This window comes from Dactylosporangium sp. CA-233914, from assembly GCF_050942935.1.
Taxonomy (GTDB): domain Bacteria; phylum Actinomycetota; class Actinomycetes; order Mycobacteriales; family Micromonosporaceae; genus Dactylosporangium.
Window position 1 is genome coordinate 5,398,030 of sequence record NZ_CP192030.1, and the last position, 19,761, is coordinate 5,417,790.

A 19,761-nucleotide genomic window follows, 5' to 3' on the forward strand; every position below is an offset into this window, starting at 1 on the left:
TTCAGCGCAGGCCGTTGTCGCTCCACCGGACGACGGCCTCGGTGCGGCTGCGCACCTGCAGCTTGGCGAAGACGTGGTTGAGGTGGTTCTTCACCGTCTTCTCGGTGAGCATCAGCCGCCGGGCGATGGAGGCGTTGGACAGCCCCTGGCACAGCAGGTGCATCACGTCCTCCTCCCGCTCGGTCAGCCCGAACTGCGTGCGGGCCCGGCGGCGGCGCTCGGCGTCGCGGTCGCGGGCGCTCTGGTCGCGCAGCATCGACGCGGCCACCGACGCCGCGACGGGGGAGAGCCAGCCGCGCCCGCCGGCCACCTCGCGCACGGCCCGCAGCAGCTCCGGCGGGGCGAACTCGCCGTGCACGAGGTACCCGCGCGCGCCCTGGTGCAGCATCCCGGCGATCAGCTGCGCGTCGTCGTCGCTGGTCAGCACGAGCACCGCGGAGTGCTGCGCGATCGTGGCGATGACCGACAGCCCATCGGCGATCGGCATCCGGTGATCCAGCAGCGTCACGGCCGGGCCCAGCCGGCGCGCGGCGGCGATCGCCTCGCGGCCGTTGGCGGCCTCGGCGAGGACCCGCAGGCCGTCGTCGCCTTCGAGGATGCCGCGCAGGGCGGCGCGGACGATCGGGTTGTCATCGACGATGAGCACCCCGATCCCGGGGGCCGCGGGCCAGGTCACGACGCGGGCACCCGCGGTACGAGATCGGCGTGGTGCTCCAGCGCGACGGTGACCGTGACGGTCGTCCCCGCGCCGGGTGCCGACTCGACCCGCAGGTCGCCGCCGGCGTTGCGGGCCCGCTCGCCCATCCCGACGATGCCGAAGTGGCCGGCGCTCTGCAGCCGGGACAGGTCGCGCGGCACCGCGAAGCCGCGGCCGTCGTCGGCGATCTCCAGCCGCGCCCCGCGCCGGGTCTGGGCGAGGCGCACGAAGACCCGCCGGGCGCCGGAGTGGTTCGCGATGTTCGACAGCGCCTCGCGGATGATGCGGTTCAGCTCGTACCCCACGTGGATCGGCGGGTCCACCGGCTCCAGCGCGGCCCGGACCGGGATTCCCGTCGAGCCGCTCCAGGCCTGCAGCAGCTCGTGCACGCCGGCGGTGAAGTCGCGGTCCGGCGCGTCCAGGCGCATCTCCTCCAGCAGCTCGCGGGCCTGCCGGGCGGCGGCGGTGGCGCCGGCGGCGACGGTCCCCGCCAGCTGCTCGGCCAGGGCCGGCTGGCGGCGCAGGGACGACGGCAGCGCGAGCGCGGCCAGGGACACGCCCCGCAGCGTCTTCGTCACCGAGTCGTGCAGCTCCCGGGCGAGCCGGGCCCGCTCGGAGGCGGCCGCCGAGCGCTGCGCCGAGGCGACCAGCCGCCGGGACAGCTCCAGGTAGCGGGTCAGCGCCGAGGTCGCGACGAACATGCCCAGGCCGGCCAGGGCGCCGGCGACGGGGAAGGCGACGACGAACGCGGTGAGCTCGGCCGGCGGGTCGGTGCGGCGCAGCAGCCCGGCGACGACGGCGAAGCTCAGCGCGGCGTGCGCCACCCAGACCGGCACCGCCCGCAGCCCGAGCAGCACCCCGGCGAGCGCGCCCGCGCCGGCGGCGAAGCAGAAGTACGCGATGCCGCCCCGGCTCAGGGCCAGCACCGCCAGGACGAGGACGCTGTCGGCGGCGATCGCGGCGACCGGCAGCGCGGCCAGCCGCGGCCAGCGGGCGAGCGCCCCGAGCTGGGCGAGCGTGCCGGCGGCGACCAGCGCCAGCACCTCGACGACCCGCCACCGGTTCTCCACCAGCAGCAGCCCGGCCGCCGCCGCGATCATCGTGGCCACCGCGCGGCCGATGAGCACGGCGCGGGCCAGCGCGGCCGCGGCCACCTCGCGGTCGGTACTCACCACCGTGGCAGGGTACCGGGCGGCGGCTGCCCGGCCTGCCCCTTAATCATGATTTGAGCCGGCGCTGATCAGGACCTAATTCAGCCGATCGCGATCTCGTCGAGGTCCGGGGCGGGGGACTGGTCGTTGTACAGCGTGAGCTGCACCGGCCCCGCCGGCAGCTCGGCGGTGAAGCGGAGCGACTGCGGCACGGTCCACTGCGGCCCGTTGACGAGGAAGGTCCGCGGCGCCGCCGCGTTGATGCGCACCTTGAGCGAGCGGTCGCCGTCGGCCTCGTAGTACACGGTGATCGTCCGGGTCCCGGCGACCGGCAGCGTGGCGTGGACGACGAGGCTGCACTCGGCGCACATGTACCGCACCCGCTGCCCGCCCCGGCACGTCCTGCACGCCACCGCGGACGCGCCGCCGGTGATCTGGTTCTTCGGGTCCTCGGCCTGGATGCTGATCGGCGCGAACGAGGCGCTGAGGCTCGGGGCCGCCTGGCTCACGATCGGCCGTGTGGTGCGGGCCGAGGGGGACTTCGACGGTTCTGGCGCTGCTCTGTCGCGATCTGGGGTGATCAGCGGCGGTACGACCACGGCCGCGCCCGCGATGCCGACGGCGACCACCGCCACCCCGATCCACTGCCCGGATCGGCGCCGCCGCGGCCCGGGCGAGGCGCGGAGCAGGTCCGGCCGGCTGCCGTCAGTCACGTGCGCTGCCGCCCTCCCTCGGATCGCGCTCGACAATACGCCAAAGCGCCGCCGTCACGTTCGACGGCGGCGCTGCGGCGAGGTGTTGCGGGTTACGGCAGGACGTAGTCGTTGTTGAGCACGTACGGCGCCGGCTGCTGGTCGTCGCGCCCGTCGTGGCCCCGCGCGTCGCACTGCCGCGCCGCCACGATGCAGCCGCTGATCATCGCGGCCAGGGTCCGGTCGTCCCACACGTTGACGAAGTCGTAGTGGAACGTCGGCCCGGCGCCGGAGGCGAAGTGCACCTTCGACATGTCACCGTTGACCGGCCACGCCATCTTGAACTCGAGCTTCGGCACGGCGACCGGGTGGTCGTCCGGGCACACCATGCCCGCGGCCGAGTGCGAGTCGACCGGATACGCCATGTGGCTCTGGTGGTCCGGCGAGTCCAGGTGCCGCCCGTCCCAGCCACTGGGCGCCTGGTAGCGGATGTTGAGCTTGACGCTGCGGTCGCTCGGGCAGCTCAGCGGGATGTTCTTGTTCTCGTAGCTGTCGCCGCACTCGAAGCCCTTCTCGGTCGCGGCCAGGAACTTGTCCGCGTCGAGGTTCTTGGCGTTGCCCACGACGAAGCGCAGGCCCTTCGGGAACGGCCGCACGCTGCGGTAGTCGGTCACGCCGGTCTTGTAGTAGATGACCTGCGGGCCCTCGGGGTTCACCGCGGCGTCGCCGTTGTAGAGCGTCGGCATCCAGTACGCCGAGAGGTCACCCTTGGCCTTGCAGGTCGTCTGCCCCTTGGCGAGCGAGTCGATGCTCGAGGCCGCGTTCGTGGTCGTGTTGCCCATGAACGTGTGCATGTGCGACGCGCCCGGCAGGCCGGGGAACACGATCGGGTCGTCGCCGAGGTTGCTCCGGCTGACCGAGCAGTTCGCCTGGAACTCGTGGAAACCGCCCTTGTTCGGCGGTACCTCGTGCGAGGGCTTCACGTTCGTCACCGGGTTGGGCGCGTCGATCCAGCCGCCCGTCCCGCCGGATCCGGGCCCGGTTCCGGTGGTTCCCGTTGCGGTCGGAATCGGCCCAGCGCTTGACGGCGCGGCGCTCCCGGGCGGGTTCACCGTCGCCGTCGCCGGGGCGGAGCTGCCGGCGAAGACCTGGAACTCGTACAGCGAGTAGCCGTACCCGCTCGCCCGCGCGGTGCCGTACATCCGCACGTAACGCGCCAGGCCGCTCACCGTGAGCGTCTGCTTGCCGCCGGTCGAGGTCGTCGTGCTGTACACCGTCGTCCAGTTGGTGGCGTCGGTCGAGATCTGGATCTGGTAGGCCGTGGCGTAGGCCCGCTCCCAGTTGAGCACCACGCGGCTGAGCGACGCCGGGGAGCCGAGGTCGACCTGCAGCCATTGCGGGTCGCTGAACGCGCTGGACCAGCGGCTGTTCGGGTCGCCGTCGACCGCGGCCGAGGCGGGGAAGGCCCGCCCTTCGCTGGAGGACGCCGTGGCGGGCTTGCCCTGCGACAGCGGGGCCGCGTCGGCGCTGGCCGAGCGCAGCGCGCCGGTGGCGAACCAGCCGAGGAAGCCGGCGAGCGCCGCCGCGATGCCGGCCAGCATGAACAGCCGGGACCGGGGCAGGCGTCGGAGGGACAGGGTCATCAGTTCTCCTGTGGGTCGGTCTGCACGCGACCCCGACACTAATCACGCCGCGTACCCGGATCCTGGGCCCAAGGACCCAGCCGGGGACCCAAGCTCTGGGCCGTGCCGCAGCGGTACATCCGGAAAGGACCCGTCCCCGAACAGCACCCGGGCGGCCGCTTTGCGGCCCGGACCCCGGCGCAGCAGCGCCACCGCGCCCTCGGCGGCCGCGGGCGAGCGGACCCCGGCGAACAGCCCGCGTAGCAGCAGCCGCCCGCGGAAGCGCGCCCGCAGCGCCCCGCCGTCGTAGCGCCGCAGCGCCCGCACGTCCCCGGTGCGCAGGTACGCCTCCGTCACCGCCGCCGCCAGCTCCGACATGCGCAGGCACGGGTCGAGCCCGCCGGCGGTCAGCGGCGAGACCGCCCCGGCGGCGTCCCCGACGAGCAGCCCCCGCGGGCAGGCCAGGTCCCGCAGCACCCCGCCGACCGGGATCGGCCCGCCGCGCCGCTCGACCGGGCCGGTCGGCACGGCCCGGCCGGGCGCGCCGGGCGCGAACTCGTCGAGCAGGTGCCGGACCCCGGCCCGCATCGCCTCCGGGTACCCGGCCACCCCGACGTGCGCGTGCCGGCCGTCGTCGATGACCCAGGCGAGGTATCCGGGCGCGACCCGCGGATCGAGCACGCAGTGGAACGCGGGCTCGGTGGTGCCGGACGCGATCGGGTGCACGAGCTCGGCCCCGACCAGCATCCGCCGGTTCACGCCGAGCCCGAGCTCCCGCGCCACCCGCGAGCGCGCCCCGTCCGCCCCGACGACGAACCGTGCCCTGATGTGCCGGGTCTGCTCCGGGTACCGCACCCCGAGCAGGACCCGTGCCCCGGCGGCCTCGGCGATCCGCCGCGCGTGCTCGTACACGCCCGGCATGTCGGCGACGCGGTACTCGTCCCGCTCGCTGCGCAGCCGGACCGGGTTGCGCCGCGACGGCGGGTACAGCATCACGTCCCGGACCCCGGGCCCCAGCAGGTGTCCGGGAAGCGCGAAATCCTGGAGCGTGCGCCGCACGAAGATCCCGGTCGTGCGAATCCCGGCGGTCAGCTCCCGCCGCCGGTCCACGACCACGACGTCCAGCCCGCGCCGCGCGAGCAGCCGCGCGGTCTGCAGCCCGGCCAGCCCTGCCCCCACCACCAGCACATCGACATTCAGCACGCCCTCGAAGCTAGGTGCGCCGCGACGCGAGGTCGACGGGTTGCACGCGACCCGCCCCGAACCTCCCCACCTTCGCCACACGCTCAGCCGTTGTAGGCCTTGCGCGCGCGGCGGCTCATTTCGGTGTTCTGGAACGCGACGCACTCGTAGCGGCCGTCGCGCTCGCGCAGCGTGTAGGTCTGCAGCTTGTCGTACTCGATCCGGGTGCCCTTGCCGATGCCGCCCACCGTCACCACGACGACGGTGCCGTCGCCGAACTCGACGGCGTCCGCGCCCGGGTGTGGTGATCCGGCCTCGGGTCACCGCGTGAAGCGGCGGTTCAGACGCCCGCCCTGACGTCACGGTTCAGCCGTTGCGGTGGTGCTTCTTGACGTAGGTGTACCCCGGTGCCAGTTGGCCCTCGTCGATCAGTTCGTTGTCGACGGCCTGCTGGTACATGGAAAGCTGGCGCTCCGACGGCTGGGCGCCGGGCGGCAGCTTGCGGATGAAGCCGTTGACCCAGTGCTCGCGCCGGTCGGACGGATCGTGGTCGTCGTCGCCGAGCGGGGCCGGTTCGACCAGGGGGGCGTAGAGCAGCATCTCCGCCGGCTCCTCGCCCGGCACCGCCGGGTAGGACGGGCGGCCGCCGGCGTCGACGCTGCCGGGCACGCGGGTCACGAAGCCTTCGCGGATGAGCTGGTCGACGGCGTTGCGCAGCAGGAACGCCCCGCGCGTGCCCCGGCCCAGGCCGCCGCGGCCGGCCAGGTCCGCCTCGGGGAACAGGGCGCTGCCGTCGTCGAAGAGGCGGCCCAGGCGGCGCACGGCGTGCAGGACCTTGCCGCGGTTGGAGTTGCCGGGGGCGGCCTCGTGGGTGGCGACCTTCGGGTCGTACTCGTGGAAGTAGTCCACGCCGTCGACCCGCAGCGGCTCGTCGAGGGGCGTGGTGCGCACGACGAGCTCACGCCGGACCGGGTGCCAGGCGACGGTGACCAGGATGCCGGGGCGGACGTCGGGCGGCCACTCGATGCCGGTTACCTGCGAACCCTCAAGCTCCGCCTCGAACGTCCGGTGCTCGGGCGACGTGCCGCGGTCGCGGTGCTCCAGCACCACCGTGACGCGGGGGCCGGTGCACTCGGCCGGCACGCTGCACCGGCCGCCGTCGATGAAGGCGCGCCGCAGGGCGAAGCGGAGGGTCTTCACGCGTCACCTCTCATCGCGGGGGACAGGTAGGCCGTCGGCACCCGCTCGCCGGCCAGCCGGGCCGTGAGCCGCTCGGCCTCGGACTCGACGCGGCGGCGGGCATCCGGTGGTACCGCTGCGAGCAAACGAACCCGGACGACCCCGGTCTCGTCCTGGACCCAGGCGCCCACCACCCGGCCGTCGGCCCACGCGGTGGTGCCGGCGTTGCCGCGGCGGTCGATGATCGCGTCGCGGTGCCCGCCGAGGTAGAAGTCGCGGCCCTGCCAGCCCATCACCGTCGGGTCGAGCACCGGCAGCAGCGCCGCCCACGGGCCGGGGTCGGGCACCTCGTCGAGGTCGTCGGGCAGCAGCCAGCCGGTGCTCCCGCCGTCCAGGGCCACCGGGACCGCGCCGAGGTCCGCGAGGGACTTGCGCACGACCGTCTTCGTCGCGCCCAGCCACCACGTGAGGTCGTCCTCGGTGCCGGGCCCGAACGAGCGCAGCCAGCGCCGCACGATCTCGCGGTAGCCCTCGGCGGCCGGCGGCAGATCGCCGGCCGGGCCCAGCCAGTGCCGCGTCAGCGTCCACCGGGGACGGGCGGTGAACCAGCGGGCGGTGTTCACGCTCCGCATGATGTCCGCGTTCGCGCCGAGCAGCGTGAGCACCCGCGACGCCGACCAGGGGTCGGTCGGCGTGACGGTGACCTTCACGTCGATCAGTGGCACGGCCCGGCGGATCTCGCCCGCCGTGAGCCCGTCCGGCGCGCCGGCCAGCGCCGTGAGCACCTCGGCGCGGGCGCGGTCCAGCCACGCGCCGCCGTCGGTGGCCAGGCCCGCCCGGACGAGGTCCTTGGCCATGCGGGCCCGCTCGTTCGCCGCGACCCGGGCCGAGGCGCTGGGCCACACGGCGGGCAGCAGGTCGCGCGGGAACACGAACAATGTTCGGCGCATCGCCAGCTGCTTGACCAGGCTGCGGTCGGCGTACAGCGCGCGGTCGACGTCGGCGACGGTGAGCGAGTCCCCGCGGGCAAGGCAGGCGAGGTGCACCGTCGCGGGCTCGGTGGCGTGCAGCGCCGTCAGCGCCCGGGCCACGCCCTCCGGGGAGCCCGCGCGGGCCGCCGGGGCGAGGGCGTGCCGGACGGCGAGCCGGGCTCGGCGTTCGTCGTCGGACACGTGGCGCACCCGAAGAATAGTGCCACACGCTGCCCAAACATCGCGATCAGCTCTCCATGGCGATCCCGGTGACGGCGTCGTGGGCGTCGAACCGGACCGCGATGAGGTTGTCGGTGAACTCGCGGCCGGTGGTGTAGTCGAACACCGCGCGGTGGACGGGGTCGCCCGGGTACAGCCCGATCGACACCAGGCGCATCCGCGTGAGCAGCGACGCCGCGTCGGTCGTCGCGGTGCCGATGGCGGCGGTCATCGCCTCCGGGTCGAGGTCCTCGCGGTGGTGGTCGAGGTAGTCGCGCATCGCGGACTCCTCGCCGTGGGACTCCTCGAGCATGGCCGCCCGCGCGATCCGGTCGAACCCGGCCACACCGGCGATGAAGTGCTCGACCACGGCCAGCGGCGGCGGCCCCGTCGCCCCGGCGGACCAGAGGCCGACCTCGACGTCGCGGCCGTCCAGCCGGGCGGCGCCCTCCCACACACACTCAAGCTCCACCGGGTGAGGATACTCAGCCGCAGCCGGGTATCTCGGCGCATCCATCGGCTGCGGGCGATGGGCAGGATGATGCCCATGCGAAGGACACTGATGGTGTTGACGGCCGTGCTCACAGTGCTGGTGTCGGCGGCCGCGCCGGCGTCGGCGCAGACCCGGCCACGGGGCATCGCGGACCGGCTCATGCTGCAGCCCGAGGATCTCGGCGGCTCGGTCCCGGGCCCCGTGGAGGACGGACTGACCTGGCCGCTGCTGCCGCAGCCGTGCGCGGACGCGCCGGTGCCGCGGCCGGTGGCGAGCCGCACGCAGGCGGGCGACCTCGGGACACGGTTGCGCGTCTACGAGAACGTGGCCCGCTACCGCGGGGCCGGTGGCGCCCGCGCCTACATCGACGAGCTCAAGGCGCAGCTGGCCCGCTGCGGCGTGGGCGGCGACCAGGAGGGCTTCGACCCGGTGGCCGAGGACCACATGGGCCCGGACATGGTGCTGTTCCTCGGCACGTACGACGAGGGCGACCGCTACGTCGGGTACTTCGCCGCCGCGGCCGGCTGCTACGTCGTGGTGGTGATGATGTCCGACTCGCTGTACGGCGCCGCGGACCTGACCACGCTCAACGGCCTGGGCAGCGCCGCGATGGCCCGGGCCGCCTCGTAGCGGCCGGGCGGGCGGTCAGGCCGCGGCGGCGGTGATGCGGGCCAGGCGCTGGGGCGTGGGCCAGCGGACGTCCCACGCCCAGCCCAGCTTCTCGAACAGCCAGATCGTGCGCGCCGAGATGTCGATCTGGCCGCGCAGCACCCCGTGGCGGGCGGAGGTCGGGTCGGCGTGGTGCAGGTTGTGCCAGGACTCGCCCATGCTCAGGATCGCCAGCGGCCAGAAGTTCGCCGAGCGGTCGCGGGCCGTGAAGGGGCGGTCGCCGATCATGTGGCAGACCGAGTTCACCGACCAGGTCACGTGGTGCAGGGCCGTCACGCGGACGAGCCCGGCCCAGAAGAACGCGGTCACGGCGCCCTGCCAGGACCAGGAGATCAGGCCGCCCAGCACGGCCGGGGCGGCCAGGGTGACGATGGTCAGCGGGCCGAAGAGGCGGTGGATCACGCGGATGTCGCGGTCGGCCAGCAGGTCCGGGACGAAGCGCTCCTGGTTGGTCAGGTCGCGGTCCAGGACCCAGCCCAGGTGGGCGTGCCAGAAGCCGCGGACCAGCGCCACCGGGCCGGTGCCGAACAGCCAGGGGGAGTGCGGGTCGCCCTCCTTGTCGGCGAACGCGTGATGGCGGCGGTGGTCGGCGACCCAGTGCAGGATCGGGCCCTGTACGGCCATGCTGCCGACCACCGCCAGGGCGATGCGCAGGGCGCGCTTGGCCTTGAAGGCGCCGTGGGTGAAGTACCGGTGAAATCCGACCGTCGCGCCGAGGCACGTCACCGTGTAGAACGCGGCGGCCAGGATGACGTCCAGCCACGCCAGGCCCCAGCCCCAGGCGATCGGGACGGCCGCGAGCAGCGCGAGGAACGGGATGATGACGAACGCGTAGACCGCGACGTGCGCCGGGATGGGGCGCTTGCGGCCGATCAGGGGCTTCACCGCCGTGGTCATGGCCGCACCGTAGACGACGGTCATGGCTGGCACCCCGCGAGCAGGATGCCAGCCCACGACGTTCAGATGACGTGATTCGCCAGGAACGCCCCGGCCGGGTCGAACGCCTGCCGGATCGCGCGCAGGCGCTGCCAGGCGGCGGCGGAGAACGCGGTGCTGGTGTCGACCTTCGTCCCGGCGAAGTTGAGGTACTCCCGCCCGCTCGCCCACGGCCGCATCGCGTCCACGACGCGGGTCGTGTCGGCGAGCGCGGCCGCGCCCATCTCCGGGGTCGCGGCGATGCCGCAGGTGAACAGGGCGAAGTCGGCGTCGAGCTGCGGCAGGGCGCCGTGGCGCGGGGCCGGGCGGCCCAGGGCGCCGCCGAGCTGGCGCAGCTCCGCGGCGACCAGCAGCGAGGTGCCGGAGTCCGGGCCGGCCACGCTGAGCAGCGCGTCGATGGACGCGCTGGACAGCGAGGACAGCATGGCGGCCCGGTCGATCGCGGGGGTCGGGCCCTCCGGGTCCATGTGCAGGCGGCCCAGGGTTGCCGCGGGGACCTGGGCGAACGTGTCGAGCTCCGGGCGCAGCGCCTGCAGCGGCGCGAGCACGCCCGGGTCGCCGAGGACGGCGCCGTCGACGACGAGCAGCTGGCGGTTGCGGAAGACCTCCGGGATCACCGGCAGCGGCGGGAGCTGCAGCAGCCGCGCCGAGGTGGTGACGTGGTCGGGGGCCGAGAGCGCCCAGTCGGCCCAGACCGGCAGAACCCGGGCGGCCTCGCGCCAGTCCCACACCAGCCAGCCGGCGTGGACGGTGCTGATGGGGAGCAGGTCGAACTCCACGGCCGTGACGACGCCGAAGTTGCCGCCGCCGCCGCGCAGGGCCCAGAACAGGTCCGGCTCGTGCCGCTCGTCGGCGCGCACCAGCTCCCCGGCCGCGGTGACCAGCTCGAACGCGGTCACGCTGTTGGTCTGCAGGCCGTGCTCGCGCGAGTACCAGCCGATGCCGCCGCCGAGGGAGTACCCGACGACGCCGACGTCGGGGGAGGAGCCGTGCAGCGCGGCGAGCCCGTGCGGCGCGGCGGCCTCGACGACGTCGATCCACAGGGCGCCGGCCTCCGCGCGGGCGGTGCGGCGCACCGGGTCGATCGTGACGCCGGTCATCGCCGAGGTGCGCAGCAGCACCACGTCGTCGAGCGGACCGAGCGGGGCCGCGTTGTGGCCGGTGCCCTGCGGGGCGATGCGCAGGCCGGCGGCCGAGGCGGCGCGCACGAGGCCCGCGACCTCGGCGGCGTCGCCCGGGTAGGCGACGGCGGCCGGGCGCAGGTCGACGGCGACGTTCCAGGGCGTGCGGGCGGCGTCGTAGCCGGGGTCACCGGGAAGGTGTACAGCGCCGCCGCACAGGCCGCGCAGTGAGGATTCGATCGTGGTCATGCCAAGACGATGCCCGGACCCGGTTGGGGCGCACTTGCGTGCGACCTGAGCCCAACTGTCAGCCGGGCGTCAGTTTGCGCCGGGCCGCGGCCAGGGTGGCGCGGATCGCGTGCGGGGTGACGAACAGCGCCTGCGCGATCTCCCGCTCGTCGGCCCCGCCGTCGGCGAGCGCGAGCACCCGCCGCTCGCCGGTGGTGAGCTGGACCGGCGGCTCGGCCGGCACGTGCTCGCCCCGCGCGGTCAACTCGGCGGCGACCTCGGCGCGCAGGCCGAGCGCCCCGCACTCCTCGGCCCGCTTGAGCGCCTCGTGGAGCAGGTCGGCGTCCTCGCCGGTCACCCGGCCGAGCGCGAGCAGCGCCCGCGCGTGCTCCAGCCGGGCCTCGGTGCCGGCGAGCAGCTCGACCGCCTCGCGCAGCCGCGCCTCGTCCCGCCCGAGCTCGCCGGCCAGGCGCAGCGCCCGGCCCACCGCCCGCCGGCTGCCCCAGCGGCGCATGCCGGCCAGGTCGGCCTCGGCCTCGGCCAGCGCCTCCGCCGTGCGGCCGAGGCCCGCCAGGGCCATCGCGCGCAGGCTGCGCTCCTCGAACCACTGCGGGTTGCCCCGCGGGCCCCCGGCCGGCAGCACGGCCAGAGCCTCGGCGGGGTGGCCCTCAGCCATGAGCAGGTACGCGTGCGCCTGGCCGAACAGCCGGATCCCGTCGCCGACCCGCGGCCGGGCGGCGTGCTCGTCGTAGTAGGCGCGGGCCTCGGCCAGGCGGCCCTGGTCGACGAGGGTGCGGATGAGGCAGGCCTCGCCGTAGGCGATGCCCAGGGTCGGCACCCCGCCCCAGGCCAGGTTCTGGTCGTTGGCGGTGGCCAGGCGGTACGCGGCCTCGGGCAGGTCCCCGCGCTGCCAGTCCCGCCAGCCGGTCCACAGGTGCGCGGCGAGCACGGTGAACAGCGAGCCGCGGGTGTGGCCCAGGGCGAGGCTGTCGTCCCAGATCGTCCCGGCGTCGGCGTCGGCGTTCTCCAGCATCACGGCGGAGACGACCCAGAACAGGCCCGGGTCGCCGTCCAGCAGCACTCCCGCGTCGAGGGAGAACCGGGCCAGCCGCACGGCCTCGGCGAGGTCCTCGCCCCGCGCGCACAGCTCCCACGCCCGGCACGCGGCGAGCATCCGCGCCCCGAGCCCGTCGCCGGTGATCTCGGTGGTGAGCTCGCCCGCCACGAAGGCGTCGCCGCTGTACATGTACGCCGCCATCCGCTCCAGCGCCGTCAGCGCCTGGCGTTCGTCGACGAACCCGTCGGCGAGGCGGGCCGAGGCCTGCCGGGCGAACGCGGGCGCGTTGCCCTCCGGCCCGGCGAAGATCAGCGTGTGCAGCAGCATCCGGGCCACGGCCGCGAAGGTCGCCGGGTCCGTGGCCGGGTCGTCGTAGGCCTCGCGCAGGTGCGCGATCGCCGCCCGCCCGTCCAGCAGCAGCTCGACCTGGCCGAGCGCGACGAGCACGGCGGGGCGCAGCTCGGCCTGCGGCGGCTCGGCGAGGGCGCGGCGCAGGTAGGTGGCGGCTCCGTCGGGCGCGCCGCGGCGCATCGCGGTGCCGGCCGCGGCGCGCAGCACCTCGACGACCCAAGCCTCGCCGCGCTCGGGGATCTGCAGCAGGTGCGCGGCGATCTGCTCCGGCGCGGCGCCGGCCAGTGCCCGGGCGGCCCGCTCGTGCTGCAGCTGCCGCTCGCCGGGCGGCAGGTCCTGGTACACCGCGTCGCGCACGAGGGGGTGCACGAAGCCGATCGGGTACTCGTGCCGGATCACCTCGGCCCGGGCCAGCGCCGCCACCGCGAGCGCCGCCGCCGGCTCGGCCACCCCGGCGAGCGCGGCGACGGTGGGCAGCCCGGCGCCGTCGCCGAGGACCGCGATGGCCCGGGCGACCGCGGTGCTGTCGGCCGGCATCTGCCGCAGCCGGAACAGCACCATGCTGGACACGGCCCGGGACCCGATCGCGGTGACCGTCCCGGCGTGCACCCCGGTCGGGCGGACGCCGCCGGCCTCCAGCGCCCGCAGCAGCTGGCGCAGCAGCAGCGGGTTGCCCGAGGTGGTGCGGTGGCAGGCGTCGACGAACGCGGCCTCGGCCCCGTCGCCGAGCCCGTCGCGCACCAGGTCGGCGACGCCGGCGCGGGTCAGCGGGCCGGGCTGCACGGTGACCGTGGCCGGGTCGAGCTGCAGCTCGGCCACCAGGGCCTCGTCGTCGTACGCCTCGCCGGTGCGCAGCGTCGCGACCACGAGCACGGGCAGCCCCTCCAGGCGGCGCACGAGGTAGGCGAGGAAGCGCAGCGACCCGGTGTCGCACCACTGCAGGTCGTCGACGACGATCGCGACCGGCTGCGCGGCGGCGGCATTGGCGGTGAGCCAGAACAGCCCGTGCAGCGCCGCGAACGTGTGGTCGCCGCGGGTGTGCGCCTCGTGGGTGAGGTCGAAGACCGCGGTCGCCGAGGCGGCGGCGCCGGCCAGCAGCCGCTCGCGCCGCGCGGGGTCGATGAGCAGCTCCTCGAACAGCTGCCGCGCCGCGCCGAAGCCGAACTCCTTCTCCAGCTGGCTGCCGCGGGCGGTGAGCGTGAGCGCCCCGTGCCCGGCGGTGATCCGCCGCGCCTCGGTGAGCAGCCGGCTCTTGCCGATCCCGGCCGGCCCCTCGATCAGCACGAACCGGGCGGTCCCGTCGAACGCCTCGCGCACGGCGTCCCGCAGCGTGCCGACCTCCCGTGCGCGGTCGACGAGCTGTTCCCGGCCGCCGTTTTTCAAAGCGGACGAAGTTGTACCGCGAGAAGCCCCGACGCTCAGCGTGCCCTCCGGCCCCGGCTCGCCCCCGTATGGCGAGGCCCCCGGGCGCGGCTGGGCCGGGGATCCCCCACCGGATGCCTCGTCGCCGACGTCCACGGATTCGCCGGGCTCGAGCTGCTCCAGGCTCGGCGCCTGCGCGAGCACCTCCTGCTCCAGCGCCCGCAGCGCCGGCCCCGGATCGACTCCCAGCTGCTCCGAGAGCGTCTGCCGGGCCCGCCGCAGCGCGCCGAGCGCGTCGCCCTGCCGATGCGCCCGGTACAGCGCCAGCACCAGCAGCCGCCACCGCTTCTCCCGCAGCGGCTGATCGGCGACGAGCGCCTCCAGCTCGGGAACGAGCACGGCACTCTCGCCCAGCGCGAGCCGGGCGGCCAGCACCTCCTCGCGGGCGACCTCGCGCAGCTCACCGAGGCGCGCCGCCTCCGCCTGCGCCCAGGGCTCGTCGGCGTACTCCGCGTATGCCGGCCCCTGCCACAGCCGCAGCGCGTCGCTGAGCAGGTCGCGCCGCTCGGCGTAACGCCGGGGGAGCCGCGAGGCCTCGGCCACGGCGGCGTCGAAGCACCACGCGTCGACCGCGTCGGGGTCGAGCACCACCGTGTAGCCGGGCGGGCGGCTGGCGATGACGTTGCCGCGCGACCGCGCGGTGGCGCCGGGCTCGAGCCGCCGCCGCAGGTGCGAGATGTAGGCCTGCAGGGCGCCCGGGGCGTCGCCGGGCGGCCGGTCACCCCAGACGCAGTCGATGAGCCGGTCGGTCGGCACGATGTCGCCGCGGTGCAGGACCAGCACCGCCAGGACCGCGCGTTGCCGGCGCCCGCCGAGGTCGACGAGGTCGCCGCCCAGTGTGGCGGTGAGGTCGCCCAGGACGCTGATCGACAGCTCCACCCCGCACACGCTCCCTGCTCAGGCTGAGCAGACAACATATCGTGCCGACGGGTCACCGAAAGGGTCAGAGATAGACGTCCAAACGGCCGCTGAACAACGCCGTGGTCTGCAGCCGCCGCTGCGCGATGGCGTCGAAGTTGGCCCGGGACTCCTCGGCCCGCTGCCGCAGCTGGTCCTCCAGCTGCAGCTGCTGCTGGATGCGCTGCTGGTCGTCGAGGCGCTGCTGCTGCGCGGCGCGCTGGTCGTCGAGGCGCTGGTCGGCCAGGCGCTGCTGCTGCAGCTGGTTGTGCTGGTCGCTGTACTGCTGCACGTCCTGTGTGCGCTGGTCGTGCTGCTGGAGCGCGGTCTGCTGGTCGGCCTGGTGCAGCTCGTCGGTGCGCTGCTGCTGCACCCGCTGGTCGTCGAGGTGCTGCTGGGCCAGCCGCTCCTGCTGGGAGCGCTCGTCCTGCAGCCGCTGCTGCATGTCCCGCGCGGTCGGCGTCCCAGCGGCGCCGGTGGCCGTCGCCGTGGTCAGCGTGGTCGGTGTGGCCGGCGCTATCGGAGTGATCGACATTCCAACCTCATTACTGCTTGCCTCGTTGCTTCTTGCATGATCGCGACTACTCAAAGTTACCACGATCGGGTGATGGCAAACCCCGCTCGGCCAGCTCCGCGAGGTTGAGCGGCCGGCGCGGCATCGTGACCAGGTCGCCGCCGGACGCCTCACGCTTTTAGCGACATTTCTCGAACATTCGGACCGCCGTCTCCTCGGCGAGGTCCTCGGCCCGGTCCGGGATCTCGGGCCCGGCACCACGCCACCACGTGCCGCGCCGCGGCGGCGGGGGCCCGAGGCGAGTGCGGCCCCGCTCGGCCCGCCCGCCTCCCGCGCGACCGCCGCGACCGTGAGCGCCTTCGCACCCGCCGTCGGCGACGAGGCGGACGCCGGCGTCCAGGAGGCTGTCCGAGTCATGCCGTGCGGGGCGTCCCATGCCCCCCGACGTACTGACTACGCTGGGAACGGGCCGCGCAGAGACGCCGGTCACGTTCGGAATCGTTGCTGCCCGCATCCGTTGCCTCGTAAGGTCACGGCGGCAGTCCGACGGAGAGGCATCCCATGTCCAGCGAGACGGTCCTGCAGGAGTCCGACAACCGGCACGCCCCGCCGGCGACGGTGGTGATCTTCGGCGCGTCCGGTGACCTCACCCGCCGCAAGCTGATCCCGGCGATCGAGAGCCTCGCCCGCCACAACCGGCTCACCGAGCGGTTCGCGGTCGTGGGCGTGGCCCGCACCCCGATGGACGACGAGCGGTTCATCCACAACGTGCTCGGCGAGCGCGGCCTGTCCGGCATGGGGCAGCTGGCCGGCGGCGTGCGCTACATCGCCGGCGGCTACGACGACCCGGAGACGTACAAGAACCTCTCCACCCTGCTCGACGAGCTCGACGAGCAGCGTGGCACCAGCGGCAACCGGATCTTCTACCTCTCCACCCCCGCCGAGGCGTTCCCGCTGGTCGTCAACGGCCTGGCCGGCGCCGGGCTGAACCAGGCGCGGGAGGGCTCCTTCGCCCGCCTGGTCATCGAGAAGCCGTATGGGCACGACGAGCGCAGCGCCAAGCAGCTCGACCAGACCGTGCACGCCGCCTTCGACGAGTCGCAGGTCTTCCGGATCGACCACTACCTGGGCAAGGACACCGTCCAGAACGTGCTCGCGCTGCGCTTCGCCAACTCGATCTTCCAGCCGATCTGGAACCGCACCTGGGTCGACCACGTGCAGATCACCGTCGCCGAGACCCTCGGCGTGGGCACCCGCGGCAGCTTCTACGAGCACGCCGGCGCGATGCGCGACATCGTGCAGAACCACGTGCTGCAGGTGCTCGCCCTCGCCCTCATGGAGCCGCCGGCCTCCTTCGCCGCCGAGGCGGTGCGCAACGAGAAGGTGAAGCTGCTGCAGGCGATCCGCCTGCCCCGCGGCCGCGACATCGACGACATCGCGGTGCGGGGGCAGTACACCCGCGGCGGCACCCGCGAGGAGCTCATGCCCGGCTACCGCGAGGAGCCCGGCGTCGACCCGCTCTCGCGCACCGAGACCTACGCGGCCCTGCGCCTGGACGTGGACAACTGGCGCTGGGCGGGCGTCCCGTTCTACGTTCGCACGGGGAAGCGTCTGCCGAGCCGGGTCACCGAGGTGGCGCTGCAGTTCCAGCGCCCGCCGCACCTGCCGATCCCGGACTCGCAGCTGACCGAGCTGCAGCCGGACGCCCTGATCCTGCGCATCCAGCCGGACGAGGGCATCGCCCTGCGCTTCGGCGCGAAGGTCCCGGGCCACTCGTTCCGGGTCCGCTCGGCGAGCATGGACTTCTCCTACGACAAGACCTTCCGCGAGGAGTCCCCGGAGGCCTACGAGCGCCTGCTGCTCGACGCCCTGATCGGCGACACGACGCTGTTCATCCGCTCCGACGAGGTCGAGCAGTGCTGGCGGATCGTGGACCCGATCATCGAGCGCTGGGCCGAGGACACGAGCCCGATCCCGACGTACGAGGCCGCCTCCTGGGGCCCGACGGACGCCAACCGCCTGATCGAACGCAGCGGCCGAGCCTGGCGCAACACGGTCGCCTGACCCACCCTCTCGGAAAGCCCCGGGCCGGCGCGCCCAACCCCGCGCCGGGGCCGGGGTTTCTCCATGCCTCGGCCAGGCACCCGGTCGGACCGGCCCGAGCCGGCGGAACCGGGCGGCTACTTCGCCGCCGCCGCCAGCCGCGGCAGCAGCTGCTGGGCCGTGCGCCGCGCCACCGACAGGTTCGCCTGGTCGCTGGATTCCGATGAGACGTATACGTCCACGTCCCGGCCGTCCTCCCAGACGTAGAGGTGCCCGGCGAGCGAGTAGGCGGTGGTCCCGATCCCGGGCACAGGGACCGCCTGCTTGTTGCGCACGTCGAAGTTCTCCCGGGTCTCCAGGCTCACGGACACCGTGAGCTGGCCCTGGGAGAGCTGCCATTGGCAGTACCGCGCCCCGCTGGACGCCCCGCCGTCGTCGGTCATGAGCGTCACCTGCTCGCCGGTGAGCATGCCGACCTCGGTCTTGGACATGAGCTTGCAGATGTCCGGGACCGCGCCGGCCGGCTTCGAACCGGACGGCTTGGCCGACGCGCTCTTCGCGCCGGCCGAGGTCGGTGCGGACGCGGCGGGCGCCGCCGACGACGGGGCGGCGGCGGGTGCGGACGGCTTCGCGGTGGCGGTCCCGGCGTCCTGGGTACAGCCGGCCAGGCCCAGCGCCCCGAGGGCGGCCGCGGCGAGGACAAGGATTCGACGTGACACGGTGGCCTCCTCGGTCGTGGTGGTACGACCAAGGTGCGCGCTCACCGCCCGCCGCGGCGTACGGCCGGTGCGGCCTGGCACGTTTCCGGGATCGTTCAGTCCTCCCAGCGGGTGGCGTTGGCCTCCGACAGCACGCCGGGACCGTCCAGCACCACGCAGAACAGCAGCCCCGCCGGGTCCCGCATGACCTGCCAGTTCTCGGCGCGATCGACCTTGCAGGCGCCGAGCGCCTCCAGCCGGGCGACCTCGGCGTCGAGGTCGTCGGTGTGGAAGTCCAGGTGCATCCGGGCCGGCCCGTCGCCGAGCCGCTGGGTCAGCAGCAGCATGTCGTGGTGGGGCAGCCGCGCGCCGTTGAACTCGGGATATCTGCCGACGACCGGCAGGTCCGCCCCGGCCGCCCCGGACCAGAACGCCACCGAGGCGTCGTGGCCGGGGCGGGGGACGTCGATGCAGATCGCGTAGAGCCTACTGAAATGAGCCACGCCCAGCAGTATGCAGCGTGGTCGAGTACAGGACCGTTGCTGCAGACCGCGCAGCTCGCCGCAGATTCCGCGTGGGCTCCCGGCTTTACGTGAGGGGATGCCGAGGGTGTCACTTCGGCCAGGATCTCCGCCCGGCTTCGTTGCCATGGGGCGGCGGTCGCCAAGGGTTCGTGACACGATGCGCCTCGTGCGTCCCAGGCCACTTCTCCTGTCTCTTGCGGCGGCGTGCGCCGTCGTGCATGTCGCGGGCATCCTGATAGCTCATCCGATGTGGCGCTACGCCGAGGTGGTGAGCATCGGCCTGCTCCTGGCTCAGGCCGTGGCCGGCGGGCTGCCGAGCCCCCGCTGGGCGGTGCCGGCAGCCCTCGCGGTGCTCTTCGTGGACGCGGTCCGGACGATGCCGGCGGACCCGGACGCTGCAGGCTACGGCTGGCAGGTGCTCCAGCCCGGCAACGACATACCGTCCGGCTTCGAGTCAGGTCTCACCGCCTCCTGGGCGTCGCTCACCGTCTGCTGGGCGTCGTTGACCGCGGTCGTGCTGTTGCTCGTGGCGTGGCGCCGCGGCGGCTTGCGCCGGCGCACGGTGGCCGCCGCGGCGGTGGCGGCCGCGCTGGTTGCCGGGTATGCGGTCGTGCGTGTCGTCGACATCTGGCTCGATGTCCGCGCCGAGCACCGGCGGTACCCAGGAGGCAACGATTCCGCTGACGCGGTGAGCGCCGCGGGCCTCGCTGTGCTGCCGCCGCTGGCGCTCGGACTGACCGCGCTGGCGCTCGCCGCGGCGCTGGCCGGGCACGGCCGGCGGCTGGCCTCGACCGGCGCGGCGTTGCTGGCCGTGGTCGCGCTGCCGCAACTGGACGCGAGCATCGGCGCCGTGCCGCTGCCCTTCTACGCCGGGGACCGCACCGCACTGTTCACCTGGGACGCCATCACACCCACGCTGTCCCTGCCGCAGCCCGTCCCGGCGATCACGGCCGCGGTGGAGCTGGCCGCGTACCTGCTGATCGTCACGGGCTTGACCGGCTCTCACCGACCTACACCCGCCGCCCCGGCGCCGCCAGCCGAGTAGGCGGCGGCCCGCCATCGCGGGCACAGTTCAGTTGCCAGTGAAGTCCGTCC

Annotated in this window: 18 protein-coding genes; 3 read left to right on the forward strand and 15 right to left on the reverse strand. The window is 74.3% G+C overall.

Annotated elements, in window-relative coordinates:
* Position 1 precedes the first annotated feature (1 nt).
* The 9 genes from ACQPY0_RS23775 to ACQPY0_RS23815 form a co-directional block, all read right to left on the reverse strand.
* Positions 2-676 (reverse strand): response regulator, encoded by a 675-nt coding sequence (locus tag ACQPY0_RS23775; RefSeq protein WP_432992605.1) that lies wholly within the window; start codon positions 674-676, stop codon positions 2-4.
* The gene (locus ACQPY0_RS23780) at positions 673-1,872 is read right to left on the reverse strand and encodes a sensor histidine kinase (RefSeq protein WP_432992608.1); all 1,200 of its coding nucleotides are present in this window, start codon (positions 1,870-1,872) and stop codon (positions 673-675) included. The genes ACQPY0_RS23775 and ACQPY0_RS23780 overlap by 4 nt, the downstream gene beginning before the upstream one ends.
* A 77-nt stretch (positions 1,873-1,949) precedes the next feature.
* Positions 1,950-2,561 (reverse strand): hypothetical protein, encoded by a 612-nt coding sequence (locus ACQPY0_RS23785; RefSeq protein ID WP_432992611.1) that lies wholly within the window; start codon positions 2,559-2,561, stop codon positions 1,950-1,952.
* Between the two features lie 92 nt (positions 2,562-2,653).
* Positions 2,654-4,183 (reverse strand): DUF1996 domain-containing protein, encoded by a 1,530-nt coding sequence (locus tag ACQPY0_RS23790; protein ID WP_432992614.1) that lies wholly within the window; start codon positions 4,181-4,183, stop codon positions 2,654-2,656.
* A gap of 42 nt (positions 4,184-4,225) precedes the next feature.
* Positions 4,226-5,365, reverse strand: coding sequence for an NAD(P)/FAD-dependent oxidoreductase (locus ACQPY0_RS23795; RefSeq protein WP_432992617.1), 1,140 nt, complete (start codon positions 5,363-5,365; stop codon positions 4,226-4,228).
* Positions 5,366-5,448: 83 nt separating this feature from the next.
* Positions 5,449-5,598 carry a hypothetical protein gene (locus ACQPY0_RS23800; RefSeq protein WP_432992620.1) on the reverse strand — a complete coding sequence of 50 codons (150 nt, stop codon included), beginning with the start codon at positions 5,596-5,598 and terminating at the stop codon, positions 5,449-5,451.
* Positions 5,599-5,710: 112 nt separating this feature from the next.
* Positions 5,711-6,544 carry a hypothetical protein gene (locus tag ACQPY0_RS23805; protein WP_432992623.1) on the reverse strand — a complete coding sequence of 278 codons (834 nt, stop codon included), beginning with the start codon at positions 6,542-6,544 and terminating at the stop codon, positions 5,711-5,713.
* Complete coding sequence (locus ACQPY0_RS23810) at positions 6,541-7,695, reverse strand: winged helix DNA-binding domain-containing protein (RefSeq protein ID WP_432992626.1); 1,155 nt, start codon at positions 7,693-7,695, stop codon at positions 6,541-6,543. Before ACQPY0_RS23810 ends, ACQPY0_RS23805 begins: the two co-directional genes overlap by 4 nt.
* 46 nt (positions 7,696-7,741) lie before the next feature.
* Positions 7,742-8,185 (reverse strand): DUF2004 domain-containing protein, encoded by a 444-nt coding sequence (locus ACQPY0_RS23815; RefSeq protein ID WP_432992629.1) that lies wholly within the window; start codon positions 8,183-8,185, stop codon positions 7,742-7,744.
* A 75-nt stretch (positions 8,186-8,260) separates the two neighbouring features.
* On the opposite strand from ACQPY0_RS23815, the gene ACQPY0_RS23820 reads away from it, so the two are divergent.
* A complete protein-coding gene (locus tag ACQPY0_RS23820) occupies positions 8,261-8,836 on the forward strand; it encodes a hypothetical protein (RefSeq protein ID WP_432992632.1) in 576 nt (191 codons plus the stop codon).
* Between the two features lie 15 nt (positions 8,837-8,851).
* Here the strand turns inward: ACQPY0_RS23820 and ACQPY0_RS23825 are convergent, their stop codons facing one another.
* The 4 genes from ACQPY0_RS23825 to ACQPY0_RS23840 all read right to left on the reverse strand — a co-directional run bounded on the left by ACQPY0_RS23825 (position 8,852) and on the right by ACQPY0_RS23840 (position 15,422).
* Positions 8,852-9,796, reverse strand: a complete 945-nt coding sequence (locus ACQPY0_RS23825; protein WP_432992635.1) for an acyl-CoA desaturase — start codon at positions 9,794-9,796, stop codon at positions 8,852-8,854.
* Positions 9,797-9,834: 38 nt separating this feature from the next.
* The gene (locus tag ACQPY0_RS23830; RefSeq protein WP_432992638.1) at positions 9,835-11,181 is read right to left on the reverse strand and encodes an FAD-binding oxidoreductase; all 1,347 of its coding nucleotides are present in this window, start codon (positions 11,179-11,181) and stop codon (positions 9,835-9,837) included.
* A 58-nt stretch (positions 11,182-11,239) separates the two neighbouring features.
* Positions 11,240-14,869, reverse strand: coding sequence for a BTAD domain-containing putative transcriptional regulator (locus ACQPY0_RS23835; protein ID WP_432992641.1), 3,630 nt, complete (start codon positions 14,867-14,869; stop codon positions 11,240-11,242).
* A gap of 64 nt (positions 14,870-14,933) precedes the next feature.
* The gene (locus ACQPY0_RS23840) at positions 14,934-15,422 is read right to left on the reverse strand and encodes a hypothetical protein (protein ID WP_432992644.1); all 489 of its coding nucleotides are present in this window, start codon (positions 15,420-15,422) and stop codon (positions 14,934-14,936) included.
* Positions 15,423-15,962: 540 nt separating this feature from the next.
* On the opposite strand from ACQPY0_RS23840, the gene zwf reads away from it, so the two are divergent.
* The gene (gene zwf / locus ACQPY0_RS23845) at positions 15,963-17,465 is read left to right on the forward strand and encodes a glucose-6-phosphate dehydrogenase (RefSeq protein ID WP_432992647.1); all 1,503 of its coding nucleotides are present in this window, start codon (positions 15,963-15,965) and stop codon (positions 17,463-17,465) included.
* 116 nt (positions 17,466-17,581) lie between these two features.
* Here zwf and ACQPY0_RS23850 read toward each other — a convergent pair whose 3' ends face one another.
* Entirely contained in the window at positions 17,582-18,163 is a 582-nt protein-coding gene (locus ACQPY0_RS23850; protein ID WP_432992650.1) for a DUF3558 family protein, read from the reverse strand.
* Positions 18,164-18,258: 95 nt separating this feature from the next.
* The gene (locus ACQPY0_RS23855) at positions 18,259-18,645 is read right to left on the reverse strand and encodes a VOC family protein (RefSeq protein ID WP_432992653.1); all 387 of its coding nucleotides are present in this window, start codon (positions 18,643-18,645) and stop codon (positions 18,259-18,261) included.
* A gap of 268 nt (positions 18,646-18,913) precedes the next feature.
* On the opposite strand from ACQPY0_RS23855, the gene ACQPY0_RS23860 reads away from it, so the two are divergent.
* Positions 18,914-19,711 (forward strand): hypothetical protein, encoded by a 798-nt coding sequence (locus ACQPY0_RS23860; RefSeq protein ID WP_432992656.1) that lies wholly within the window; start codon positions 18,914-18,916, stop codon positions 19,709-19,711.
* Positions 19,712-19,761: the final 50 nt, after the last annotated feature.